The organism is Agrobacterium sp. CFBP2214, from assembly GCF_030209895.1.
In the GTDB taxonomy this organism is placed as follows: Bacteria; Pseudomonadota; Alphaproteobacteria; order Rhizobiales; family Rhizobiaceae; genus Agrobacterium; species Agrobacterium radiobacter.
The window spans coordinates 23480-46234 of the sequence record NZ_JARVRC010000008.1 but is presented as its reverse complement, the minus strand read 5'-3'; the positions used below and the strand labels follow the sequence as shown (position 1 = coordinate 46234).

The following is a 22755-nucleotide window of genomic DNA, read 5'->3' as shown; positions in this document are numbered from 1 at the left end:
GCGGAGATGCAGCGGCGGCGACCTCGGGCTGCTCTCGAAACGGCGACAGCTCCATTGTCGGGAGATCAGCCCCATCGAAGGACTGAAGCTCATGACGTGTATGGATGCAATATCAGCCCTCAGTGCAGCGAGGATTTGTGTTCATTAAAAGAAGCATGGCCTCTATCTGCTGTGAGGCCTCGCTCAATATTTTATTCAGTTCAGTTTCTGCATGCCGGTCACGCCCGGTTTTAGCCCCGGCGCGTAACCGTGCCAGACCTCGTTGGTATATTCGGGAAGTTTGATCCGGCCGATTTCCGTCTTACCGTGACCTGCAACCAGACACAGTTCCATCCGCTCTGCATGGGCTCTGAACAGCGCGAAATTCACGCCGTATTATCCGCAATCGCGCCCAGCTGACGATGGTCGCCGGAGCCGATTCGGGAAAGTCTGCCGGTCATTTTTGCCTCTGAAAACACTGATTGGATAAGGGGTGGTTGTCGTAACCATTTCCGGGAAAAACGCCGTCGTTTATTGCCGAGAAAACAATCGCAATGCGATCGAAACGACTTCCGCTGCCTCGAACAGTTTCCCCTTATGAGGATCCCGAGAATTCTTTCAGCTGTTCATCAGAATTGTCCGCAGCGATGCCGTTTTGAAGCGGTGCGTCAACGGGTCCGAATTCAGCCTCCCATTCTGCACTGGCAGGTGCCACTGCTCTTCGTCGTGTCCGTCAGGCCTGCCTGCCTGCCTCCTCCCGGAGTTCATAAGAGCGCTTTGATATCCATTCCTCGCGATCGGTACCCATTTTTTTCCCGTGGTAGTGAACATCGATGTTGTGCCCAACACTGCTCCCCGACGAAAGTTCCAACGGGATCGGTCTTCGTCGCAGGCAAGCGGGATATCACCGGCCGTACCTTATCGGTGATTTCGTTCAGGCCTGCCGCGTGCCAGGAGCTTTTTGAACAGGATAATACCGGACAGGCAAAAGCAGATGGAGTTCGTCATGATGATCGGCCATTCGCCACGAAGGAACCCGAACCCTGCCCAGAGCGCAAATCCGGTCACACTCAGCATATACATGCGCGCCGAAATCGCTGCTGTATCACCCGTCCTCATCACTTTCCAAACCTGCGGGATGAAGCTAGCCACAGAGCAGATGGAAGCGAGATAGCCAACAACCAAACCTGCATCCATGAACATATTTCCTTTTTCTGCAAAGTTCCCGCGAACGACGTCAAATGATCAGGACATCGCGTTAACTGCCGGGAGAACCTCTCGTGCCATGAAACGGATAAAGCCCTGCTGGTCGCGAGAGACGTTATGGATATAAATTTCCGTGATTCCGCAGGAACGGCATTCGGCAATGAGGTGAAGAACGTCCTCCCCTTCTGTAACGAGGGGGACGAACTGTCCCATGTCATCCGGGAGGACCTCACGAGTCACATTGTCGAATGCGGCGGGGCTTTTAAGGTTGGCGAGATGATCTGCAGGCACTGCTGCCGTTCGCCATTGATCCCATGCGGCGGCGCGAGCGTCATCCCTCGTGGTGCCCCAACTGAGCTGAAGCTGAAGCGCAAGCGGCTTTCCCGAGCCTCCTTCCGCCCTGAACCGGGTAATGATCTCTGCCAACTCCTTCTGCGGCTTGCGTACGGTAACCAAACCATCGGTCCATCCTCCCATCCATGCGGCAGTCCCGGCCGAGAGCGCGGCACCGAAAACCGCGGGAGGCCTTCCGGGAAGTGACCAAAGCCTGGCGTCCTCGACCGAAAACCAGGGCAGCGCACGGGAAACCGTTTCGCCTCTCAGAAGCCTTCGCATAATGTCAGACCCGGCCTGCAGGCGCTGATCCCGCTCCGGTTTGTCCGGCCAACGCCCCCCTACAACATGTTCGTTCATGGCTTCGCCGCTTCCGACGGCAATCCAGCGTAATCGGTCTGGAAACATTTCCGAGAGAGTGGCAATCAAATGCGCGAGAACCACAGGGTGATATCGGAAGCCTCCAGGAATGGCGAGACTGCCGAAGGGCAGGGACGTCGCTGCCAAGGCAGCTCCCAGCCAGGCCCAGTTATTGCCGGAGTTCCCTTGGCGCGCGCTCCATGGGGTGATGTGATCCGAGGTCATGACAGCTTTGAAACCAGCTTCCTCGGCCTGCCTTACGAAAGCAAGCAACTCGCTTGGTGGGAACTGCTCATGAGACGCATGGTATCCAATAATCATGTCGTCGCTCCTGTGCCCGTTACAGACGTTCAAACGGTATCGCACGCACGACGATTTCCTCTTGGGAAAGCATCAGCGCCAAGCGTTCGCGATACTGCGCCCACCAACTGCGGTTAATTTCGTCCGTCATGACCTCGACGAGAAAAATATGGTCATGCTCCACCTTGCGACCGTCCTTCCAAAAACCTTCAGCGGGGGCTTTCTCATGAATAGTCACGCCGCCGAACTGCTCGGTCAAATCGTAACAGATGGTGTCGAGTACCTGGCTGACCATGTTGGCGGTGACTGGAAGCAATATTTCAACGAGATATGACATTATAGCCTTTCCGAGCGAATCGAGGTCCGAACCTCGTGGTCAGGGACTTGTTCCGTTGAACCCTGAGAACTCATTTGACCAGCATGATCACTTCGCTATCTCGTCCCGACGATAGTCGTCTGCCCAGGCAATGAATGCAGGATCTCTCCACCCGCTCCTTGCGAACAATCGGTGTAGCAAGCCAGAGGGGATCCCAGTCAGGACTACGCGGCCGGGCTTCTTCAACTCGAGATCCCGGTCCTGATGATCGGGGATTTCAATGTGATGCCAACCGACCTTGACGTCCACAAGCCAGAGCGTTGGCGTAAGGACGCTCTCGTCAGGCCGGAAGTTCGAAGAGCCTACGCCGATCTTGTAACCAAAGGATGGGCGGACGCGATAAGACATCTGCATCCGTACGAACGAATCTACACTTTCTGGAAATACTGGCGAAATTCCTTCGAACGCGATGCCGGGCTAAGAATTGATCACATCCTTCTCAGCCCGGTTGCAGCACCATGGTTGAAATCAGCAAGCGTCCGCCGCGAGCCACGAAGCTGGGCCCACACGAGCGATCATGCGCCAGTGATGATCGAGGTTGACGTGCCGGAGGACAGAAGCGGCGCATAGGAGCGGGATGGCGAGCCGGAATTCGCTGCAATGCCGGAGAGGCCGGTGGAAATATCAGTGTGCGGACGTGTCAGCGTTAAAAACAGTTCCACCTCGACTGCCCAAATAAGCAGTGCCGAAGCTCCCGGTTCAGCAACGCCGCTGTCTCAACGCCGGGCTCACAAGGAACAGCTTCCGGCTGCTATGTCCCAGCGTCCACTGGGAGCGCGAACGAAGGAGATCTTGCCAGTTTCTCCGAGGGGTTAGATCGAGCCGCCGCAAGACCGTGTACCTGTCCAAATCTGATCGCTGGTTGCAATGTCGCCAGTCGGATCGGGATAGATGTCGGTCACCGATTTTCCGAAGCACCAAACGAAGAACTTGTCCAAGGAACCAAGGGCGCCTGCCGGGTTCTCCTTCGGCAGGATGCCAGGCTATTTACGAGTATATTGCCAGCAGACTGGACGACAGGAGGCAATCAAGGCACACCGCAGCGAGCAGGGGGACGGGACGGGTATCTTCACCAACGGCGACGAGCGCAATCCGCCGATAGCTGCCGCAGGCATCCCGCTCCCGTTCCGTGATCGGGGCAAGCAGCAACATTCACTCATCCGGTTCTTGAGTTGAAGCGCCGGGTGTACAGGGCCGGTTCAGAGTGTCCGCGCCGCCGAATCCATCCACGCCCGGTGTTTTTCCTCGTCCTGGTGAGCGGTCAGGAAGAAGGCTTTTGTGGCCGGGATCGCGCCTTCGTGACGAGCGGCACGCTCGTAGGCGGTCACGGTGTCATCCTCGTTCGTTTTCATTGCCTTCAGGATCGCCCGGTCTCCCATCAAATCCGCCAACGCAATTTTACCGGTGGTCAACATTTGCTTCAAGTCACCTTCAATCGGCGCTTTGATACCGAGTTCAAGCGCGATTTCTGTGAGAACCCGAACGTGCTGCAGGTGATCTTCTTTAAAGGCTGCCATCTGGCTCGCAAGCTCCCGGCTCTCGAGCCTCTGCGTGCAGGAATCGTATGCGGCGATCGCGTCGTGTTCCAGATAAAGAAGGTTCCTCACCAAGTCCTTGATGTCTGCTTCATTTCCTACCATCGTAACCATCATGTCCTCCTCGGGTGGCTTCACAGGACGTGGAACGGAAGAGGCCTGCTTGAGTTCCATTTGCAACACGCCGGTCCGGATTCGTACATTGAGGAAGTGCCGCCCGACGGGCTGAAGGGCACGCGCGCTGACCGCGGCCGCCGAAAGAAAATCACGACCTTTTATCCGTTCGGCAGCGGGAGCTCTCGCGGCAGGAACGGGATCAGGCATGGAACGATTCCCTGTCTCCAGAAACTCGCCGTAGAAAGTTCAGCCAGCCACCTTTCGAAGGGATCGCTCAATCTCTCCGCCACAATAGGCCTCGCCATAGTCTTCAAAACTCCGACGGCTCAGGCCCGCCAGCGGAGTTCCACCATCCACTCGCGTTGAAAGGCCCCAGATGACCGGCGAGGTGTCCTCTATTATCCGCCTGATGGTCGGGAAGCGGCTGGCCATCGTCCTCCACAGAATTGCGGTTACGATATCTGCGACGCCTGGGCTTTCGGTGCCGAGCAAAAAACCGGTGCCCGCGCTCAGGCCGTGCCTTGTTCCCGTGTCCTCGAAAATGCGCACCCACTTCTGCAAGCGCGGAACGAACTCCCCCCACTTTTCCGGCGTCCACATCTCGCGCCCGCCGTCGAGCGTCAATTCGTCAAGGACGTCGTTGGCATCGTTCACGAGTTTGGCGCTGAGCGCACGGCCCTCAACAGTTTTAGGCAAGAGATCCAGCCGCTCACCAAGATACATGGCGATCGCAGGCATCTGGGAAATTGCAAAACTTCGTTCGCGGTCAATCAGAACCGGTGGTCCCATGAAAGCAACCGGCTGTTTTCCGGGCTCGCGGCTCATAATCTCTTCGACACCATCTGCGCCGTGTTCGTCCCAGGAATATTCGCAGTGCGCCAGAATTCCACGAATGAACTGACCCCGAAACGGAACTGGCCAGTAATAGAGTTCGAAGTTGCTCATGACGTATTCCCTTCCCATGCGAAGCACTAACGGCGCAGGCCGTTGCCAGTTCCTTTGTTTGACGATCGGCCATCATCCTTCGCCACCGTCTCTGGTCACATCTGCATTGAGAGGCAGTTCAGCCGCAGTCAACGCCCATCGGGCGCTTGGGACGGGCCAAAACCGTCGCCTTGTCGTTCCCCTGATCGCCACCAGCACACCCCAACCGACAGGAGGTCATACGGGTTTGAATCCCGTGAACCCGACAGACCGGCGGCCGTTCCGTTCGATCCATAGCTGTGCACCTTCTCTGGCCCTGACACGGAAAGCATTGTGGCGAGGGCAATCGACGCGCAGTATTCAAAAGCATGGTCGTACGTCCACTGTGGCCGCAGGCATGTACATCCCGGCGTGGTGTGATCGTGTCCCGGCGAGCCGGCGGCACCTCACCAACGCGGCACAAGTCTTTCGTACTGCGGATCAAACAGCTTCATGTAAGCTGTATCATCGCGCTCCTTCAAACGGCTTTCCTCGTAAAGTGCAGCAAGAGACGCGACTTTTTTCCTGTCCAGCGAAACGCCAAGCCCCGGATTTGCCGGCAGGCCGAGTTTCCCCTCACGGAAAGTGAAGGGCGTCCCCTCGGTTACGTCGGTAGCCGTCCAAGGGTAGTGCGTGTCACAGTCGAAAGTAAGATTTGGTGTTGCTGCCGCGGCGTGGACCATCGCAGCGAGGGTGATCCCCAGATGTGAGTTGGAATGCATCGAAAGGCCGAGGCCTAGAACTTCGCAGATTTTTGCAAGATGGGAAGAGGCCCGAAGTCCCCCCCAGTAATGATGGTCCGAAAGTACTATCTTCACCGCATTTTTTTCAAAGGCGGCGGCAATGTGATCGAACTCCAGTACGATCATGTTTGTCGCCAAGGGGATTGAGGTTGCAGCGGCCACTTGCGCCATCTGGTCCATGCCCAGGACAGGATCTTCCAGATATTCCAGAATATTTTCGAGTTTGCGCGCCACATAGATTGCAGTCTCGACGGTCCAGGCGCCATTCGGGTCAATGCGCAAAGGATGGTGCGGGAAGGCTTCCCGAAGTTTCAGCATTGTTTCTATTTCGAGGTCGGGGTGGAGTACGCCTCCTTTAAGTTTTAGTGACTGGAAGCCGTATTTTGCAACCATCCTGCGGGCTTCGCCGACCATCTGGTCCGGTGTCAGGACTTCCCCCCATTCGTCCGGGTCCTCACTGATATGCCCGGCAAACTTGAAAAACAGATAGGCACTGAAAGGGACACTCGTCCGGACTGCACCTCCGAGGAGGTCGCACACCGGGCGCCCGAGGAGTTTGCCCTGAATGTCGAGACAGGGAACTTCAAAGGCGGACGCGACCACATCTGTCAGCTTGTGATCGGCCACCGCCGATTTGGCATTGATGCCGCCACTACCGGGCAATGCGGTCATGACGCGCGATTTCAACTCGTGAAGGCGAAACGGATCGAGCCCGATCAGGGCAGGAGCCGCGCGTCGCAAACCATCCAGCGCCTTGATGCTTCCGTAACTTTCTCCAAGACCGACCGTGCCGTCGTCGCATACGACTTCGATAATGGTGCGCAACGCATGGGGCTGATGCACCCCCTTGCAGTTAAGCAACGGCCGGTCGGGAATGGCGACCGGTGTGAGGTGAATTTCGGCTATGCGCATCAAAAAGCTCCTTTTCGCCACCAGCCGCGCGCAGCCTTTAGCGCATCGTCCAGCGGGGGCAGTTCGGGATGCCAGTGGCGCTCCCATTCCAGACTGAGGGGGATGTGTCGTTCATGTGACTGTAAAACCGAAAGCAGTTCCGCCATGGGAAAATCGCCGTGGCCGGGCAATACGTAGCGTCGTCGGCCATCGTTGCGCGTCGTGCTGTCCTTGACGTGCAGATGGACGACATTTCTTTCGATGTGTTGCCAAAGGGTTTTGAGATCGCTGCCTTTGGTCCAGGTGTGGTGGGTGTCCCACAAAATCCTGGCTGCCGGCAAGCGCGTGATGAAGGCGAGAAGCTGATCGAAGTCCGCCAGCGAGTCGTGTGTCTCGATCATCAGGTCGACATTCAGCCCGCGTGATTGTCGCAGCGCCTGCCAGCCGTCCAACAGGCCCGCCGCCTGTGCCATCTCATCCTGTCCCAAATGTTTGCCGCCGTCGAAGATGCGCAAATGGGAAATGTCTGCCGCTTCCGCCCAGTCAATGAAAGGCTCGACGGCGGAAAGATCGGTGCTGCCGAACAGCCGAATGGACGTGTTGAGGGCGGCAACCTTGAGATCGCGTTCGGCCAGAAAGGCTGCAAATCTGGAAGGAGTGGCAAATTCGGCAGTGAGCGCCGGGATCAGGTCGGCCGTACCGGACAGCGCGCGCAACTCCACGGTTGCGATGCCATGACACTTGGCCAGATCTGCGGCCTCGTGCAGACTGAATTCGGAGCAGCCGAGCGTCGAAAAGCAATAGTTGAAAGCGTTCATGCCATCCGCTCCATGTCCCGCTTGTGAACCGGGTGAAGCGGGGCAAGCCCCGCGACGAAACGTTCGATCTCGGTAATGGCCAGATCGGAAAGCGCCCGCAATTCATTGCCCAGTGCCCCGGCAATGTGGGGGGTGAGCACAACATTGGGCAAATCGTAGAAAGGGCTATCCGTCGGCAAGGGCTCCGGCTCCGGAGTATCGATCAGAATACGCAAACGCCCTGAAACTGCTTCGGCGAGCAAGGCATCGTGATCAACCAGCCAGCCGCGTGCCGTATTGATGAAGATCGCATGATCGGCCATCAGCGCCAGTTCACGGGCACCAATCATGTGGCGGGTTTCGGGCAGGATCGGCGCGTGCATGGTGACCACATCGGACCAGGCGAGAAGCTCGTCGAGCTCCATTTTTGTAGCACCAAATGCGGCCGCGTCTTCCACCGAAAGAAAGGGGTCGTAGACGGCGATCTGGAATTTTCCGCGTGCCAACATCTCCATGACCAGCCGACCAATCCGTGATGCGCCAACAATGCCGACTTTGCGCGAATAATTGCCGAGACAGGGCAGGCTCATGCCACGCCTGCTGCCAAAACCGCCCGTGCCGCGCTCTGCCCGGTGTTCGTCTCGCAGACGAAACACATCCTTGCCGCACATGATGATTGCCGCACAGGTAAACTCCGCAACCGGCACGGCCATGGCGGATGCCGCCGTGGTAATGAGAATATCGGATGTTTCCCAAAATTCGGCAGGTGCGACCGTGCGCACCGAGGATGCGGCATAGGCTACCATCCTGAGCTTTGGCGCACGGGCGAGGCGCGCGCGCGTCAGGGGCGGCGTGCCCCAGGCGGCCAGCAGAATATCCGCCCCGGCCAGCGCTTCGGCGCCCGCTTCCGTGTCGAAATCCGTATAGGGGAAACCCGGGATGATGTCGGTAATTGCATTCAACCGCGCCCATTCGCGCGAACCAAAGAAACCTTCGGGAAGTTCGTGGCGCATGGCGATCAAAAGCCGTGGTTTGTCTTGGTATTGTCTCATGGGCGTACCGGACTTGAAACAGGGCGAACCTCGATGCGGGTGACGCCGATTTTGAGCGGTCGAGAACCGGGCCGCAGGATCACATCGAAAAAAAGTTCGGGAGGGACTTCACCTGGCCTGAGTTTCAGGGGAGGGGTTCTGAGCGCCCCGTGCCATTGGGTGGCTGGGAAAAGAAAAAATGTGCCGTCCACCGAACGGAACGGCGCAAGTGCAACTGCCTCCTGCCCCTCGGCTGCAGCATCTTTCAGACGGAGCGATATTCCGAGCACGTCGCTATGCGCCGGCACATCTACATCGCATATGGCCTCGATCCAAAAACCTGCGCCCGGATGGACAAGCCGCCCGCCGAGACGGTGGCTCTGCTCACTCACTTCCGTGACTGTCAGAGCTGAAAAATCCGATGCCAGATTGCCCGCTGGATTGTTCACCGGGTCAAAACGGTCGTCTTTCGCCACTATACGGGCCGGCGCGCGCGGCACGATCGTTTCCAGATAGGTAGCAAGCAGCTTTCCGACGGCAAAGGCGCCTGTCACCGCAAAATGGGTGCCGTCGTCGGAATAGCCGGGATAGGGCTCGCCGAATTCACTTTCGGGATCGACCCAGGCCGAGTTCCAGTCGAAGACATGGCAATTGGCGTGAGCCGCAGCAAATTCGATGCTCTGCCGGTTGATCCAATGCGCCTTTGCCCGCTCCGCACCGCCGGCCGGCCATTTCCCAATGCCACGGGCGAGGATCGGGAGAAGGATGACAGTCTTGCCCGCATCGAGCAAAGCCGAAACGATCCGCGCTCGTGTATCCGCAATCGTCTGGCGTGTTTCCACCATCATGTCGTTGGTGCCGGCATCAACGATGATCAGATCGAAATCCGATTGCAGCAGTCGCGGCAGCCGCCGTTCAATCTCGATTGCCTTCTGACCGGAAACCCCGAAATTGAGGCCGGAAAAGAACCGGCTGACACCCGGCCGATTGCTCGGCTCCCAGCCGGGCGGCACGGATGGATCATGGTAGACAGGGCAGCAAAGCCTGCCATGCGACAATACCTCGGCCCAGCTCAACCAGCCGCGTGCCGACGTGGCAAGCGAGGTTGCGTCGCCAATATGGTTCTGCTGGACGAGCGAAGTGCCGAGAACGGCAATCCGGCTCGCCCTTGGTAACGATACGGACATGGTTCTTACCGGTTATCAGGAGAAGAGGATGCCGCCATTGATGTCGTAGCAGGCGCCGGTGATATAAGCGGCATCGCCGGACGCAAGGAAAGCTACCAGACCGGCAACGTCTTCACTCGATCCTTCCCGCTTTAGCGACGTGGCGCCTGCCACCCTTTCACGCACTTCGGGTTTGGTGAAGGTGTCGTGGAAGGTGGTCGAGATCATGCCGGGGCAAACGGCGTTGATCCGGATATCAGGGCCGACTTCCTTGGCAAGTCCGCGGGTAAAGGTCATCACGGCACCTTTGGAGGTGGCATAGGCGAGGGCTCCTGGACCGCCGCCGTCCCGGCCGGCCTGCGACGAGAAGGTAACGATCGCCCCGCCCTTCGCCATTTTGGGCAATGCGGCCTTGGTCATCAGGAAGAGTGACGTCAGGTTGACGTCGAGGACCTGATGCCAGAAGGCTTCGTCCATATCCGTGATTGTCTTGCGGGCGATAAGGCCGCCGGCAACATGGACGAGGCCATGGATCTCGCCGAATTTGTCTGTGGCGGCAGAAATCGCGGCCTCGATTTGGCTTGCCTTTGTCAAATCCGCCTTGATTGCCAGAGCCGAACGGCCAAGCTTTTCGATTTCGGCAACCGCCGTGACCGCACCCTCGGCCGCACCATTATAGGTGAGAACGACATTGGCACCTTCCTGGGCAAAACGTATGGCGCATGCCCGGCCGATATCCCGGCCGGCACCGGCGACAACAACGGTCCTGTTGGTAAAACGCTGCATTTGAAAAACCTCGTATGGTTAGAATTGCTTGGGAAGGGAGAGCTTGAAACGCTCGTCGTCGACGTCGCTGAAATAGATGTCGGTCGAAAAACCCTGGTCGTCGATAAAGCTGAAGATGCGCTTCGGTTCCTTAAGGCTGTACGGCACCAGAAGCGTGACCAGCCGATGCCGGGTGGCCGCCGGAACCGTGGCGCAGACATGATAGTGGATGTCGAGACCCTCGAACTCCCTAGGATCGATGTCGGGAAAACCTTCGACGGCCGCGATCTGCGGTGTGCCGGCTGACGAGAAGACAAACTGGCCATAAAAGCCCGCCTTTTCACCATTGTAGCGAAAGCTCGATCTGCCGGTCTGCGGTGCCCCTGCCGTGTGGCAAAGCCATTGCAGTTCCTGGGGTTCCGAACATTCCACCTCATCGACAATCACGAAGTAGCTGTCGTTGAGAAAGTGAATTTCGCGCTCAGCCTTTAGAACCAGCGGGTTTGCCACCTGATACGCAGCTGACGCATCGCCGAGAATACGGATATGCCCGGGCTCTTCCTCAACCGAGACGATGCGGCCGGCGGCACGGCGCGCCAGCGCCTTGTCCTTTTCCGCATATTGTCCCTTTCCGCCGATCAGGACGGCGTTTTTCGACCGTGTCTGACGACGCCAGTTCAGATGCATCTGCGAATTGAACGCCACGTAATAGCCGGACTGGATCGCCAGATCCTCGCCGTAGGCATAGAGAACAAAGGCATTCTGGTCGCCATGGCTATGGCTCAGCGAACCGTAAGGGCTGGATTTGAAGACGAATTGCAGATGCCGTTCCGGGTCTTCCATATGTTTCTGGATAGTCGCCCAACCGATGTCATCGAAAACGGCGAGTGCCGGCAGGTCGCCAGGCGAGGCGGCTTCCACCTGCTGATAATCGTGGCGATAGACGAGATCATCGAAGTTCAGGTCCCACCAGCCGTAATTGTAGAAGGCCATTTCCGTGCCCGTCGCATCAGCCTTGATGTGATCGAAATACCATTGGTAATGGCCGTCGCCTGTGACGCCGGCGAACTGCCGGACGTTGTAACCCAGCTTCAGGCCGGGAAGATCGCCAAGCGTGGAGTCGTCGCCAAAATTGGCGCGGCGGGTTCCCGGCGCCTTGGTGTAAAGCGGGAAGCGCCCCGTGTTCTGGAAAAACGGCCGTTGATAGAGGTCGTAACCGATATAGGAACGGATAAGATTGGCGGCCTCTATGAGATAGGCCATGCCGGTCATCCAATAATGCGGCCCCTCCGCCCAGCCGCCATCGGTTCCAGCCCATGGGGAATAGAGGGTGGCGAGGAATTCAACGGTGTAATCGAACCATTCGCCCGCCTCGTCGCTTTCGCCCTGAAGCGCGATACAGGCCGGTGTCAGGACTGCCGACAGCGAACGCACCGCGTGGCTGTCATAGGGAAACACGTGAATGCGGGCATGCGCAATGACATGGTCGGCAACCTCACGTGTCCGTTCGAGAAGAATCGACCGCACGACCTCGCGCTCGTCCCCGCTCAGATGGTCGTATAGCCAGTCATAGCCCCAGGCGAGTGCCACGACGACACGGAACCCCGCCTCGTCATTATAGGCCCGGGAGGTCGTGCCTTTCGGATCCCACCCGGCAACGGCCAGCAGCCACTTTCTGGATGCATCGAGCAGATCGTCGCGTCCGAGCACGCGGCCGGCGATGGCCAGATGCCGGATGGCATAGATCACTTCCTGGCAGTCGATATACATTTGCCGCCAGAGCGTCGCGGTGCGCGTATTGTCGGGATAGGGCTGTGGTTCCGGCATCACCGGCCGCTCCAGCCAGGGCTTTACCGATTTTTCGTAGAATTCGGACCAGCCGCAATGACCCGGGTCCTTTGCTACGGTCTGCGAGAAGGAGTTCAATTGTTCCGGATTGAGCCAGAGCCGCGGATGGCCGGCATGCGCGGCTGCATGACGGGCTGGCCTGCCGGGTAGCGGCGTTTTCGGCAGCGAAGCGCCGATCTCGAAGCTGCGCGCGGCACTCCAGTTGGAATCCGGCGTCGCGGACTTCTGGTCCCACAGCGCATAACACCAGTGATAACGGCCTTCCGGCAAGGCTTCGTCCGGCGTGAAAAAATTCCAGGCGAGATCTTCAAAGACGAGCGTCTTTTTGTCTGCAAAGCCGGGATCGGTGGAAATGCGCAGCACGTAATGCGCGCCGTCGTCGATGTCGGGCAGCCATGAAAAGCGCGGAGGGTTCTCCGTGGGCGGTACTTCTTCGCTCGGCTCGTAGCCAATGGTCAATGAACCCGGCCGGGGTTCATCGAGAAGTGTCTGTCTGGAGATGGCCGGGGCAGAGGGACGCATTGCGCTCTAACTCCTATGAAAACAGAAGGGAAAGGATGGCGGCGACAAAGCCGCCATCGTCGTCGGAGGATTTATTGCGCCGCTTGGTACTGGCGGTCATAGGCGGATTGCATCATCTTGATGACCTCGTCGTAACCGAGGGCAGTGAGGTGCTTTTTGTAGGCATCCCAACCGGTATCGACGTCCTGCGCGCCGAGGATCCAGGTCTGCTGCATCTCGGTCATGTAGGTAAGGATGCTTGGCCAGTAGCGGTCGAAGGTCGCCTTTTCCTCGGCGTTCAGGGAAACACCCATGAACTCGTCCTTGAGGCAACTGCACTTCTCATACATGTCGATGCCTTCAAGCGCGATCTTGTTAGTCCACTGGCGTTCATATTCGTAGTCCATCCAGTACCCGCGCGGGATCGCCGCACCGACTGCCCACAGCTGGGCATTCACCGGATCCTTGTTGTCGAGGATTTCCTTCTTGAACTGCGGCTTGCCGTCGACCATCTCGTAGGTCAGACCCTCGACGCCGAAATTCGACAGGATTCGGCCCTGCTGCGAGAACCAGAAATCGAAATATTTTATGGTTTCGACCGGGTGTTCATTGGTCGCCGAAATAGCCCAGCCAACGGGCTGGACACGCAGCCGACGGGAGTCCTCGAACCGCTGGCCCGAGACCGTCTTTGGCGGCAGCATCGGCTTCAGTGCGAAGCCGTCGATCTTCGGCGACAGGGCGTCGTTATAGGTCGAGGTACTGGCGAACCAGTCATGCGTCATGCCGCCGAGATTGTTGCCCAGAAGATATTCACGCGAGCGAGCGCCGCGGGTGAAAATCTCCTTGTCGATCAGGCCTTCCTTGTACCATTTGGCGACATTGGAAATTCCGGTCTTGTAGTTTTCCTCCGCCCAGGGATGACGCAGTTGCCCATCATAAACGGCAAAGTCGCCATAACGTTCGGACCCGGACACGCGCGCACCCCACAGGTTGATGAGGCGGACGGCATCGATTTCCTCACGGGCAAAATAAGGAACTTCATCTTTGAGGCCGTTGCCGTTCGGGTCCTTGTCACGAAAGGCTTTCAGAACCTCGTAGACCTCTTCCGGGGTTTCCGGCTGCTTAAGGCCGAGCTTGTCGAGCCAGTCCTGGCGGATGAACCAGCCGCGCGAGAACTTGCCATCGGGCACATAGGGAATGAAATAAAGCTTGCCATCCGGTCCGGAGATGGCGTTGCGGATCTCCTTGTGGCTGTCGAAGAATGCCTTGAGGTTGGGGGCATTTTCCTCGATCAGGTCATCGAGCGGAATGAATGCGCCCTCCAGCCCGTAGCGAATGAAGTCTTCCTTCAGCCCGCCGGTGGCGTCGCCACCGACGATGTCGGGAAGGTTACCTGAGGCGATCAGAAGGTTGAATGCATCGCGGCTGCTGGTGGTCGCCAAGGACGCCACGTTGCGGACATGGATGTTGGTGATTTCCGCGGCCTTCTGCTCGACGGGCCATTTTTCCGAGTAGACGTATTTGTCGCGGAAGTGGAAATGGATGGTGAGCTCGAGCGGATCCTCGGAAATTTTCCCTGAATCCTGCGCCGATACCGGCAGGGAAAGGGTTGCGGCTGCCATCAACGCCAGTAGGGGCGCGCCTTTTCGTAGTGCTCTCACAGGTTCTCCTCCCTTGTGCTGCTACTCTTTCACTCCGCCCAGCAGAATTCCTTTGGTGAAATACTTCTGCGCGTAGGGGTAAATGATGAGGACGGGAATGATGGAAGCGATCATGATCGCTGATGTCACCGTCTCGAACGAATAGTGGGCGGTGAGCAGGCTCGAGGCGAATTCGTCGTTCGAGTTCAGATCGACGATCACGCGCTTCAGATAGACCTGAAGCGGGATCTTTTCCTCGCCGCGCAGCAGTACCATTGCCCAGAAGTAGCCGTTCCAGCGCGAAACGATGCAGAACAGTGCAACGGTAACGATTGCCGGTTTGGAAAGTGGAATGAACACCTTCCACAGCAGCTGCAATTCGCTGGCGCCATCCATTTTGGCGGCTTCTTCGAAGGACTTCGGCACGGCCTCGAAAAAATTGCGCAGCAGAATGACATTGAAGGCGTTTGCGGCAAAGCCGAGGATGATACCGAAGCGGCTGTCGAGAAGTCCAAGATCGCGCATGTTCAGAAAGAAGGGGATCATGCCGGCGTTGAACCACAGGGTGAAGGCAATGGCGATGTTGAAGAAGGTGCGGCCGCGCAGGCGCTTGCGCGAAAGGGCATAGGCCCCGGGGATCATTATCAGCAGGCTCATCAGCGTGCCGCCGAAGGTGTAGATGAAGGTGTTGCCATAGGCGACCCAGAACATCCTGTCGGACAATACCCTGTCGTAGGCGGCAAGCGTGATATCGACCGGCCAGAAGGTGACGCGGCCAGCCGTAACGGCGGCGCCTGAAGACAGCGAGACTGACAGCACATAGATGAAGGGATAAAGCGTCGACAGGACAAAGAGGCCCAGAAGAATGGCATTTGCCCAGCCAAAAATCCGGTCGCCGCGAGAATATAGATTAAAGTTTGCCATGTTTCAGCTCCTCACCACAGCGACGTCGACGAGACTTTTCGGCTGATGCGGTTTGCCGAATAGACGAGGACAAAAGCGATGACCGCGTTGAACAGTCCGGCGGCCGTTGCAAGATCGTATTGGGTGCCCTGCAGGCCGGTGCGATAGATGAAGGTGGAAACGACGTCCGCTGTCTCGTAGGTGGATGGGCGATAGAGCAGAATGATGTATTCGAACCCGACCTCGACCAGATTGCCGATGCGGATGATCAGCATAATCACGATTGTCGGCAGAATGCAGGGCAGGGTAATCCGCCACATCATCTGCCAGCGCGATGCCCCGTCCACCCGTGCGGATTCATAGAGCGTCGGGCTCACGCCGGCGATGGCGGCGAGATAGACGATGGATTCGAAGCCCGCCTCTTTCCAGACCGACGAGCCGATATAAATCGGACGGAACCATTCCGGCTGGGTCAGGAAGTAGACCGGTTCAAATCCAAGGCCTTTCAGCAGAAGATTGACGATGCCGATCGAGGGCGAGAGGAAATTGATGACGATGCCGGCGACGATCACAACCGAAATGAAATGCGGCAGGTAAACAACGGTCTGCGCCCAGCGGCGGGCAACGACACTTTGAACCTCGTTGAACATCAGGGCCAGTATGATGGGGACGGGAAAGGCGAAGATCAGGCCAAGGCCACTGATCTTGATGGTGTTCCAGAAGGCGCGGATGAACATGTCATTGTGAAAGAGCTCCGCAAAGTTTTCAAAACCTACCCACGGGCTCTTTGCAATGCCGCGAAAGATCGAGAAGTCCTGAAACGCGATGACCAGCCCGTACATGGGCTTATAGAGAAAAACGGCGAACCAGATGAGCATTGGCGCCAACAGCAGATAGAGCTGCCAGTCGCGGCGCATGTCTTCCTGAAGATTGTGAAGGCGCCCTTGAAATCCCTGTTTCATGGTCGCGCTCCATCTCGATCTTTGAGCGATCTGCCGGTCGCGGCATCGAAGACATGGACGCGCGCTGTATCAATGGAAAGCCGGCTGACGCCAGCGAGCGCATGATCGCCATAGAGGGTTTCCGCCTTGGCGATAAACGGCTGGCCATCCGCCGTTCCATGCAGCAGCGCTTCAGCCCCGAGAGGCTCCACCAGGTCGACGCTGCAATTGAGAACCTCACGACCCTCGCCAGCTTCTACCGACAAGATTTCCGGCCGCAGGCCGAGCTGGACGGTCTGCCCTTCCGTTGCATTCTTCGCAAAGGCATCGGGAATACTGAAGCGCTGCCCTGAGCCGCCTGGCAGCCTGACCTTCACCGTGCCATCGTGCTTTTCGATCATTCCATCGAGAAGGTTCATCGGCGGCGAGCCGATGAAGCTCGCGACAAATGTGTTTGCCGGTTCGAGAAACACCTCCATCGGCGAGCCGACCTGTTCGATATGGCCGCCATTCATGATGACGATGCGGTCGGCAAGCGTCATCGCCTCCACCTGGTCGTGGGTGACATAGATGCTGGTAGCCTGCATTCGCTTGTGCAGCAGCTTGATCTCGGCGCGCATATGGGTACGCAGCTTGGCGTCTAGATTGGAGAGGGGTTCATCGAACAGGAAGATTTTCGGCTGACGCACGATGGCGCGGCCCATGGCGACGCGCTGGCGCTGGCCACCGGAAAGATCGGCCGGCTTGCGGGCCAGATATTCGGTAAGCCCCAATATCTGCGCGGCTTCCGCAACGGCCTTGTCGATGACGGCTCGTTTCTCGCCCCTGACGCGCAGGCCGAACGCGATATTCTCCGCCACGCTCAGATGCGGGTAAAGCGCGTAATTCTGGAATACCATGGCGACATCGCGGTCTTTCGGGGCGATCTTGTTGACCACGCGGCCGTCCATCGAGACCGTGCCATCCGAAATATCCTCCAGCCCGGCGAGCATGCGCAGCGTGGTGGACTTTCCGCATCCCGAAGGACCAACGAGGACAACGAATTCCTGCGGCTGTATGGAAAGATTGATACCATGGACGACTTCAAGGGCACCATAGCGCTTGACAACGTCGTTGATTTGAACTGCAGACATGAAAGGCCCCTCCTCAAAAGCCTTGAATGTTCAGTCAGGCGTCTTCGGCCCCCGTGAAGCGCGCTTCCTCGTGACGCGCGTGTTGACCTGCTCGATGAAGGTCCAGATTTTCGGGTTCCTGGAGAGTTCCGCGATTTTGGTTTCGAGTGATCCGAGGTGGCGCTGGACGGCTTCGCGTGCCGCTTCGACATCGCCTGACTCAATTCCATCCACGATTGCCTCGTGCTCCTCGATAACCTTTTCTGTGCGTCTGACTGCAAATACGCGCTTCAGATGCCGCATGCGGTCCATTTCGCCCTTGGCCTGGTTGACAACACTCCACGCTCCCGGAAGACGAGCGGCCGCAAAGATGTTCTTGTGGAATTCCTCGTCAAGCAGGAAGAAGTTTGTGAATTCTTCGTCTTTGGCAGCAATGCGCTGATTTGAAAGGCAGGTCTTGAGGCGCGCAATGTCTTCGAGCGAATGACGTTTGGCTGCCTCTATGACCGCGCCCTCTTCCAGTTTGAACCGTATAAAGCAGGCTTCCATATACCGCTGCACATCGATCGGCGAGATGTACGTACCACCCTGCGGAACAACAGTGACGAAGCCCTCTTCAGACAGACGGATGATCGCTTCGCGTACCGGCGTTTTGCTTACATTCAAGAGGGCGGCGATCTCTTTTTCTGACAGTGCGCGTCCTGGAAGCAGCTTGACTTCCACGATCAGCTTGCGGAGCAGCGCATGGATCCGGTTGGTCATGTTGCCGCCCTCCGGCAGCTCGCCGGGCGTGACGAGCTCGACCAAGGGCAGGGATGGAAACTCGTACGTTTCAGACATATCAAATCCATAACTGAGATATCAGATTAGTTTCTGACATATCGGCATTGCCGGGCCGTGTCAAGCGATCCGTCCAGAGCAAATATAGAGCGGGTGATACCAGGGGCGTGGGTAATCAGTTTGAGGAGCAGAGTGCACGGACAGCACAGACTTCGTGAAGCTTGCGAAATGGCGACGAATGACCCAGCGAGCTCGATATTCATGCTCAGTTTCGGGGCAAGTCGACGATATGGCGCGGCGGATTAAACCGAAATGTCACACCTGTTGCGCATCAGTCGCGAGCAAACGAAAGGGTCCCCGGTGATGGAACTTTACTTTCCCGTCGATGTTACAGAGATCTTCACCCGCTCCAGCGACCTTTCCAAGAAGATCAACGACGTCCAACAAGCGCTGATTTCCCAGCGTTTTTGCCTCGCGCGCGCGTGAGGTAGTGCAACGGCATGCAGTGACATCCAGCAATTTTGTCGGTAGAAATTACGGTATTCGTCATCATGATAGGAAGCCGATACCGTAAAATGGCACTGACAGACATTCAGGTTAAGAACGCCAAAGCTATACCCTAATCTTCGGCAATTCGGCGACCCGAACTTTTACTGGGGCACTGCGAGTCGTATCAGCTCTACTCAAAAGTTAGCCACGGAACACCTTGAACGAGCCTCCCACCATGCGCGCAGCTGTCGCCTAGGCGGGATATCTGTTTCCCATTAATACTTGCAACGGACGAGCCTGCGATGATCTTGTCATTAGTAGGCACGCCTGCGCACAGACATGTGTCACCAACTGTGGCGATTGGTACACCTTCGACGTTCACAAAACTCTGCTGCGTCGAATTTACCGGTCCCCCAATATGAGGTTTAGGACCGGGATCGATCATAGGACATATATGCATATGGCCTTTAAACTGACCGGGCGTCCAACCATTCAACTTTCCTTTTTTCGGACAATCTTAGTATGGATTGGCAATCAAGCGTTGTGACCGAAGATGACCAAACAACTAGTTACCGATTCTGCGCACGGGTCGGGGTGGGAAAGGTGTCATATCAACCAGTTGGAAATCATGCGCCTGTGCAAGCATGCTCATATGTGGAAAGGCGTCATATACGATCAAGCTGTTGGCGTTTCTGGGGCCACCAAAGGCAAGGATGGGCTTGAACCCGTAGATTTGCCCGGCTCCAAGATCACCAAGTTTCGATTGTGCCACCTTAAATAATGGTCTGCCGTTTTCGTCTGGCATGTCGTATGAGTCATCGTCAACCATCAGCAAACTCGTTAAGATCGTCAAGTTTGGGTCGACCCCCTGTTTAGGAGAGATTAGCCAGCGGCACGACACCTGACTTTCCGGTAGATTGACATAAACACTCCGATGAGTTTCGTTCCAAGCAATTATTTCCCCGAAGGCGCTGAAGCCTATGGCGTGAGTTCTCTCCGGATCTAAATCACTATCTCCCAAAAGTACTTGGTCGAGAATAGGTCGATACGTGCTAGGATCGCAAAGTTGAAAGTAACCGTTCCAAAAAATCCCAAGGCCAAGCTCGTCCCAAACTTTGAAGATAGATTCTGGAAGGCGGCCCATGTACTTTTCGCTGTCAACCGGGCCACGCCCCTTTTCCTGCTGACCCGCAGCCAATTTGGTAAGAACAGCTTCAAGCCTAGTTTGATATGAAACCATATGATCCACCTTACTCAGGACGTTGGAGTATTTGGCTGACCTTGTCCTGACCCCCCCCCAATGCTGCCCCCTGATGTTGCATTGTCGGGGTCGGAGGCGCCAGCCTCGTCACACAATTTAAGTTTGGTATTACTTTTTTCGCCCTTTTGGCGTGCCTTTTCTGCGTGTTGGAAACTGCTTACTTTCGCCTGCCGCTAACCGCGGAACCTTCGTGTGCTTCCTTTGTTAGTGGAACTAAAACACGGCGCATAATGCGGAACCGGTCATTTTTTGGCGGAAAGACAGGTGCGTTTTGCGTCGTCCCCGGTGTCAGCGGCGAGGTCAGCGCGCTATGAACAAGTTCTTCACAAATTTTGCGAGCCGCACAGCGTCGTTTTCCGGTTCGTCCACTGCGTTTGTCGTCGCGCTCGGCACAATTATCGTCTGGGCGGCAAGCGGGCCGCTGTTCGAATTTTCGGAAGTCTGGCAACTGGTCATCAACACGGGCACGACGATCGTGACATTTCTCATGATTTTCCTCGTGCAGAACTCGCAGAACCGGGATTCTGCAGCGATGGAAGCAAAGCTGGACGAACTGCTGAGGGCCGTAGAGCAGGCACGCGCAGATTTTATCGGGATCGAGCATCTCACAGAAGAAGAAATCGAGGATATTCGCGCTCGGCTGGAAAAGGAAAACGGACCTGAAGGCGAGAAGCCTTCTCCCCATCACGCCATGACGCGATTGCTTTCCCGGCGTTAGGTCAGTCGTTTTTTCTCATAGAGGCGGCGGTGGCCGTGTGCTGTCGCCGGACAGGTCACCCAAAACCAACTGCGACAAAGTTCGCTGAAAGAAGGAACTGCCATGTCTCTCACGGCTCTGGCATTGAATGCGACACTCAAGTCTTCAACGTCGGCGGAACCATCGTCGACGGAAAAAATACTGGCATTGATCCTTCAGGAACTCGGCAATCATGATGTGCAAACCGAGATAGTCCGGCTTGTTGATCATGACATCAAGGCTGGCGTCACGTCCAACGAGGGCGAGGGTGACGCCTGGCCGGCCATCCGCGAAAAGATCCTTGCTGTCGATATTCTTCTGATTGGAACACCGATATGGCTCGGGCAGCCCTCGAGCGTGTGCAAAAGAACATTAGAGCGCATGGATGCATTCCTGGACGAAACCGATGAACAGGGACGTATGGTTTCATACGGAAAGGTCGGGGCCGTCGCGGTTGTGGGAAATGAGGACGGCGCTCATCATGTGTCGGCGGAACTTTTCCAGGCCCTGAACGATGTCGGCTTTACCGTTCCCGCAAATGCAGTTGCCTACTGGGTTGGGGAGGCAATGGGTTCGAGGAATTTCGTCGATCTCGATGAAACGCCTGACGCCGTTAAAACTATGGTCACCATGCTTGTCCGCAACACAGTACATCTGGCTCGGCTTCTGAAGAACAGTCAATATCCGCGCGGTGAGTCCTGAGAGCGTTTGGGCTCACTCTGCCGGCTCTTCCTCGCTCCTGGTCACAAAGGGGCCGCGTGTAAAGGCGCCTGTCACCCTTTTGTACCGTGCCCGGGCTGATGTCACCACTACGGCGGTCGTCACCTAAGGCGACATTTCCCCTGCCAATAATTATTTTCGGAACTCTCTGCGCGTCTGCTGGTTCGAAGGACGTTCATGCCGGCCCGAGACTAGTTTCCCTCGGAGCAATCTCCCGAAAGGGAGGCTCGCAATCCATGATCATAGCGGAGGAAAAATCCAAATGAAGAAAACTGTTTTCGTTGCGTTGCTTGTCGGTGGCGGTGCGCTGTCGGCTTTCGCCCAGCAGGCTCCAACCGCCAACCCGGGTGGCGATACGCCGGCTGTCGCCACACCAAACGCCAATAATCCCACGGCTCCGGTGGTGGGTGCCAACAGCTTCACCGAAGCGCAGGCCAGACAGAGAATGGAAGATGCCGGTTACACGCAGGTCAAGGACCTGACGAAAGACGACAAGGGTGTGTGGATGGCATCGGGCATGAAGGGCGGCAAGACCGTGGCCATAGCGCTCGATTATCAGGGCAACGTCGTCGCCAAGTGAGGCGCGCGGGATTTGGGAGAAGTGACATGAGAACCTTGACTGGACTTTTTGATGATTATGATGATGCAAGCGCCGCTGTCTCCGAACTGGAGAGAGCAGGCGTACCGTCAAGTGATATCAGCGTCGTGGCAAGCAACGCCGACAGACGACATGCAGAAGATTCCGATTCCAACGCTGCGGAGGGCGCAGGCACCGGTGCGGGCATCGGCGCACTTGTCGGTGGTGCCGGCGGCCTGCTGACGGGGCTTGGATTGATGGCTATCCCGGGAGTTGGGCCGGTGGTAGCAGCGGGCTGGCTTGCCGCGACCGCTGTAGGAGCAGCGGGCGGTGCCGTCGCCGGTGGCGCTGCTGGCGGGCTGATCGGAGCCATGACCCGCTCGGGTGTTTCCGAAGAGGACGCCAATTTCTACGCGGAGGGGGTGCGCCGGGGCGGTACGCTCGTAACCGCACGCGTGGAAGACAATCTCGTACCGGAGGCCGAAGCCGTGCTCAAGCGGCAAGGCTGGGTCGATCCTGAAGAACGCCGTGCCGCCTATCGTGAACAGGGCTGGACGGGTTTCGATGAAATGTCGAGGCCCTATGCGCCGGAAGACGTTGAGCACGAGCGTAGCCGCTATCGCCGCTCGGCAATTTGACGAGACCGCCCGTCATCCAGGGGCGTGGTCCGCCATCGCCCCCGGTC

At 57.3% G+C, this 22755-nt stretch carries 25 protein-coding genes and 2 pseudogenes; 6 read left to right on the top strand and 21 right to left on the bottom strand.

The features are described 5' to 3' along the window. Window positions 1–222: 222 nt before the first annotated feature. The 4 genes and pseudogenes from QRN60_RS20690 to QRN60_RS20675 all read right to left on the bottom strand — a co-directional run. Window positions 223–440: pseudogene (locus QRN60_RS20690) on the bottom strand (glycogen debranching protein GlgX); the annotation flags it as partial. Window positions 441–897: 457 nt separating this feature from the next. Beyond that, window positions 898–1176 carry a SemiSWEET family sugar transporter gene (locus tag QRN60_RS20685; RefSeq protein ID WP_049832250.1) on the bottom strand — a complete coding sequence of 93 codons (279 nt, stop codon included), beginning with the start codon at window positions 1174–1176 and terminating at the stop codon, window positions 898–900. A gap of 48 nt (window positions 1177–1224) precedes the next feature. Beyond that, window positions 1225–2199: a TIGR03885 family FMN-dependent LLM class oxidoreductase gene (locus QRN60_RS20680; protein ID WP_020808160.1), complete on the bottom strand. Its 975-nt coding sequence runs from the start codon at window positions 2197–2199 to the stop codon at window positions 1225–1227. A gap of 19 nt (window positions 2200–2218) precedes the next feature. Continuing rightward, complete coding sequence (locus tag QRN60_RS20675; protein ID WP_020808159.1) at window positions 2219–2515, bottom strand: hypothetical protein; 297 nt, start codon at window positions 2513–2515, stop codon at window positions 2219–2221. A 201-nt stretch (window positions 2516–2716) separates the two neighbouring features. Here QRN60_RS20675 and QRN60_RS20670 point away from each other — a divergent pair. Then, window positions 2717–3124: pseudogene (locus tag QRN60_RS20670) on the top strand (exodeoxyribonuclease III); the annotation flags it as partial. Here the strand turns inward: QRN60_RS20670 and QRN60_RS20665 are convergent. The 15 genes from QRN60_RS20665 to QRN60_RS20595 form a co-directional block, all read right to left on the bottom strand. Then, window positions 3070–3216 (bottom strand): hypothetical protein, encoded by a 147-nt coding sequence (locus QRN60_RS20665; protein WP_020808157.1) that lies wholly within the window; start codon window positions 3214–3216, stop codon window positions 3070–3072. The pseudogene QRN60_RS20670 and the gene QRN60_RS20665 overlap by 55 nt on opposite strands. Before the next feature lie 325 nt (window positions 3217–3541). Further along, window positions 3542–3706, bottom strand: a complete 165-nt coding sequence (locus QRN60_RS20660; RefSeq protein WP_162694674.1) for a hypothetical protein — start codon at window positions 3704–3706, stop codon at window positions 3542–3544. Between the two features lie 47 nt (window positions 3707–3753). Beyond that, on the bottom strand, window positions 3754–4413 hold the full coding sequence (locus QRN60_RS20655; protein WP_373427970.1) for a DUF2383 domain-containing protein: 660 nt from the start codon (window positions 4411–4413) through the stop codon (window positions 3754–3756). A gap of 39 nt (window positions 4414–4452) precedes the next feature. Beyond that, window positions 4453–5151 carry a glutathione transferase, Atu5508 family gene (gst, locus tag QRN60_RS20650; protein WP_080865393.1) on the bottom strand — a complete coding sequence of 233 codons (699 nt, stop codon included), beginning with the start codon at window positions 5149–5151 and terminating at the stop codon, window positions 4453–4455. A gap of 425 nt (window positions 5152–5576) precedes the next feature. Then, window positions 5577–6824 carry a glucarate dehydratase family protein gene (locus QRN60_RS20645; protein WP_020808154.1) on the bottom strand — a complete coding sequence of 416 codons (1248 nt, stop codon included), beginning with the start codon at window positions 6822–6824 and terminating at the stop codon, window positions 5577–5579. Then, window positions 6824–7621: a sugar phosphate isomerase/epimerase family protein gene (locus QRN60_RS20640; protein ID WP_020808153.1), complete on the bottom strand. Its 798-nt coding sequence runs from the start codon at window positions 7619–7621 to the stop codon at window positions 6824–6826. The genes QRN60_RS20645 and QRN60_RS20640 overlap by 1 nt, the downstream gene beginning before the upstream one ends. Next, window positions 7618–8652: a hydroxyacid dehydrogenase gene (locus QRN60_RS20635; protein WP_020808152.1), complete on the bottom strand. Its 1035-nt coding sequence runs from the start codon at window positions 8650–8652 to the stop codon at window positions 7618–7620. Before QRN60_RS20635 ends, QRN60_RS20640 begins: the two co-directional genes overlap by 4 nt. Continuing rightward, window positions 8649–9818: an SGNH/GDSL hydrolase family protein gene (locus QRN60_RS20630; RefSeq protein ID WP_020808151.1), complete on the bottom strand. Its 1170-nt coding sequence runs from the start codon at window positions 9816–9818 to the stop codon at window positions 8649–8651. Before QRN60_RS20630 ends, QRN60_RS20635 begins: the two co-directional genes overlap by 4 nt. 15 nt (window positions 9819–9833) lie before the next feature. Further along, entirely contained in the window at window positions 9834–10583 is a 750-nt protein-coding gene (locus tag QRN60_RS20625; RefSeq protein ID WP_020808150.1) for an SDR family NAD(P)-dependent oxidoreductase, read from the bottom strand. An 18-nt stretch (window positions 10584–10601) separates the two neighbouring features. After that, window positions 10602–12932, bottom strand: a complete 2331-nt coding sequence (locus QRN60_RS20620; protein ID WP_020808149.1) for an alginate lyase — start codon at window positions 12930–12932, stop codon at window positions 10602–10604. A gap of 71 nt (window positions 12933–13003) precedes the next feature. Beyond that, window positions 13004–14533, bottom strand: coding sequence for an extracellular solute-binding protein (locus QRN60_RS20615; protein ID WP_031233233.1), 1530 nt, complete (start codon window positions 14531–14533; stop codon window positions 13004–13006). A gap of 60 nt (window positions 14534–14593) precedes the next feature. After that, window positions 14594–15475 carry a carbohydrate ABC transporter permease gene (locus QRN60_RS20610; RefSeq protein WP_020808147.1) on the bottom strand — a complete coding sequence of 294 codons (882 nt, stop codon included), beginning with the start codon at window positions 15473–15475 and terminating at the stop codon, window positions 14594–14596. 11 nt (window positions 15476–15486) lie between these two features. Then, window positions 15487–16416 (bottom strand): ABC transporter permease, encoded by a 930-nt coding sequence (locus tag QRN60_RS20605; RefSeq protein ID WP_060727473.1) that lies wholly within the window; start codon window positions 16414–16416, stop codon window positions 15487–15489. Next, window positions 16413–17528 carry an ABC transporter ATP-binding protein gene (locus QRN60_RS20600; RefSeq protein ID WP_080865401.1) on the bottom strand — a complete coding sequence of 372 codons (1116 nt, stop codon included), beginning with the start codon at window positions 17526–17528 and terminating at the stop codon, window positions 16413–16415. Before QRN60_RS20600 ends, QRN60_RS20605 begins: the two co-directional genes overlap by 4 nt. Window positions 17529–17558: 30 nt before the next feature. Continuing rightward, window positions 17559–18347: a GntR family transcriptional regulator gene (locus QRN60_RS20595; protein ID WP_236760297.1), complete on the bottom strand. Its 789-nt coding sequence runs from the start codon at window positions 18345–18347 to the stop codon at window positions 17559–17561. A gap of 252 nt (window positions 18348–18599) precedes the next feature. Between QRN60_RS20595 and QRN60_RS20590 the strand changes: the two genes are divergently transcribed. Beyond that, complete coding sequence (locus QRN60_RS20590) at window positions 18600–18773, top strand: hypothetical protein (RefSeq protein WP_158212509.1); 174 nt, start codon at window positions 18600–18602, stop codon at window positions 18771–18773. Window positions 18774–18966: 193 nt separating this feature from the next. Here QRN60_RS20590 and QRN60_RS20585 read toward each other — a convergent pair whose 3' ends face one another. Beyond that, window positions 18967–19221, bottom strand: a complete 255-nt coding sequence (locus QRN60_RS20585) for a PAAR domain-containing protein (protein ID WP_198958600.1) — start codon at window positions 19219–19221, stop codon at window positions 18967–18969. Between the two features lie 120 nt (window positions 19222–19341). Next, on the bottom strand, window positions 19342–20016 hold the full coding sequence (locus tag QRN60_RS20580; RefSeq protein ID WP_087747287.1) for a GAD-like domain-containing protein: 675 nt from the start codon (window positions 20014–20016) through the stop codon (window positions 19342–19344). Window positions 20017–20347: 331 nt separating this feature from the next. Between QRN60_RS20580 and QRN60_RS20575 the strand changes: the two genes are divergently transcribed. The 4 genes from QRN60_RS20575 to QRN60_RS20560 all read left to right on the top strand — a co-directional run bounded on the left by QRN60_RS20575 (window position 20348) and on the right by QRN60_RS20560 (window position 22708). After that, a complete protein-coding gene (locus tag QRN60_RS20575; RefSeq protein WP_080865402.1) occupies window positions 20348–20755 on the top strand; it encodes a low affinity iron permease family protein in 408 nt (135 codons plus the stop codon). A gap of 102 nt (window positions 20756–20857) precedes the next feature. Next, window positions 20858–21475, top strand: a complete 618-nt coding sequence (locus QRN60_RS20570; protein ID WP_020808142.1) for a flavodoxin family protein — start codon at window positions 20858–20860, stop codon at window positions 21473–21475. Window positions 21476–21755: 280 nt separating this feature from the next. Beyond that, window positions 21756–22073, top strand: coding sequence for a hypothetical protein (locus QRN60_RS20565; RefSeq protein WP_020808141.1), 318 nt, complete (start codon window positions 21756–21758; stop codon window positions 22071–22073). 26 nt (window positions 22074–22099) lie between these two features. Next, complete coding sequence (locus QRN60_RS20560; RefSeq protein WP_020808140.1) at window positions 22100–22708, top strand: general stress protein; 609 nt, start codon at window positions 22100–22102, stop codon at window positions 22706–22708. Window positions 22709–22755: the final 47 nt, after the last annotated feature.

Coding starts and splice junctions, on each gene's coding strand:
- QRN60_RS20685 (WP_049832250.1), bottom strand. CDS start 1,176: ATGGATGCAGGTTTGGTTGTTGGCTATCTCGCTTCCATCTGCTCTGTG.
- QRN60_RS20680 (WP_020808160.1), bottom strand. CDS start 2,199: ATGATTATTGGATACCATGCGTCTCATGAGCAGTTCCCACCAAGCGAG.
- QRN60_RS20675 (WP_020808159.1), bottom strand. CDS start 2,515: ATGTCATATCTCGTTGAAATATTGCTTCCAGTCACCGCCAACATGGTC.
- QRN60_RS20660 (WP_162694674.1), bottom strand. CDS start 3,706: ATGTTGCTGCTTGCCCCGATCACGGAACGGGAGCGGGATGCCTGCGGC.
- QRN60_RS20655 (WP_373427970.1), bottom strand. CDS start 4,413: ATGCCTGATCCCGTTCCTGCCGCGAGAGCTCCCGCTGCCGAACGGATA.
- gst (WP_080865393.1), bottom strand. CDS start 5,151: ATGAGCAACTTCGAACTCTATTACTGGCCAGTTCCGTTTCGGGGTCAG.
- QRN60_RS20645 (WP_020808154.1), bottom strand. CDS start 6,824: ATGCGCATAGCCGAAATTCACCTCACACCGGTCGCCATTCCCGACCGG.
- QRN60_RS20640 (WP_020808153.1), bottom strand. CDS start 7,621: ATGAACGCTTTCAACTATTGCTTTTCGACGCTCGGCTGCTCCGAATTC.
- QRN60_RS20635 (WP_020808152.1), bottom strand. CDS start 8,652: ATGAGACAATACCAAGACAAACCACGGCTTTTGATCGCCATGCGCCAC.
- QRN60_RS20630 (WP_020808151.1), bottom strand. CDS start 9,818: ATGTCCGTATCGTTACCAAGGGCGAGCCGGATTGCCGTTCTCGGCACT.
- QRN60_RS20625 (WP_020808150.1), bottom strand. CDS start 10,583: ATGCAGCGTTTTACCAACAGGACCGTTGTTGTCGCCGGTGCCGGCCGG.
- QRN60_RS20620 (WP_020808149.1), bottom strand. CDS start 12,932: ATGCGTCCCTCTGCCCCGGCCATCTCCAGACAGACACTTCTCGATGAA.
- QRN60_RS20615 (WP_031233233.1), bottom strand. CDS start 14,533: ATGGCAGCCGCAACCCTTTCCCTGCCGGTATCGGCGCAGGATTCAGGG.
- QRN60_RS20610 (WP_020808147.1), bottom strand. CDS start 15,475: ATGGCAAACTTTAATCTATATTCTCGCGGCGACCGGATTTTTGGCTGG.
- QRN60_RS20605 (WP_060727473.1), bottom strand. CDS start 16,416: ATGAAACAGGGATTTCAAGGGCGCCTTCACAATCTTCAGGAAGACATG.
- QRN60_RS20600 (WP_080865401.1), bottom strand. CDS start 17,528: ATGTCTGCAGTTCAAATCAACGACGTTGTCAAGCGCTATGGTGCCCTT.
- QRN60_RS20595 (WP_236760297.1), bottom strand. CDS start 18,347: ATGTCTGAAACGTACGAGTTTCCATCCCTGCCCTTGGTCGAGCTCGTC.
- QRN60_RS20590 (WP_158212509.1), top strand. CDS start 18,600: ATGTCACACCTGTTGCGCATCAGTCGCGAGCAAACGAAAGGGTCCCCG.
- QRN60_RS20585 (WP_198958600.1), bottom strand. CDS start 19,221: ATGATCGATCCCGGTCCTAAACCTCATATTGGGGGACCGGTAAATTCG.
- QRN60_RS20580 (WP_087747287.1), bottom strand. CDS start 20,016: ATGGTTTCATATCAAACTAGGCTTGAAGCTGTTCTTACCAAATTGGCT.
- QRN60_RS20575 (WP_080865402.1), top strand. CDS start 20,348: ATGAACAAGTTCTTCACAAATTTTGCGAGCCGCACAGCGTCGTTTTCC.
- QRN60_RS20570 (WP_020808142.1), top strand. CDS start 20,858: ATGTCTCTCACGGCTCTGGCATTGAATGCGACACTCAAGTCTTCAACG.
- QRN60_RS20565 (WP_020808141.1), top strand. CDS start 21,756: ATGAAGAAAACTGTTTTCGTTGCGTTGCTTGTCGGTGGCGGTGCGCTG.
- QRN60_RS20560 (WP_020808140.1), top strand. CDS start 22,100: ATGAGAACCTTGACTGGACTTTTTGATGATTATGATGATGCAAGCGCC.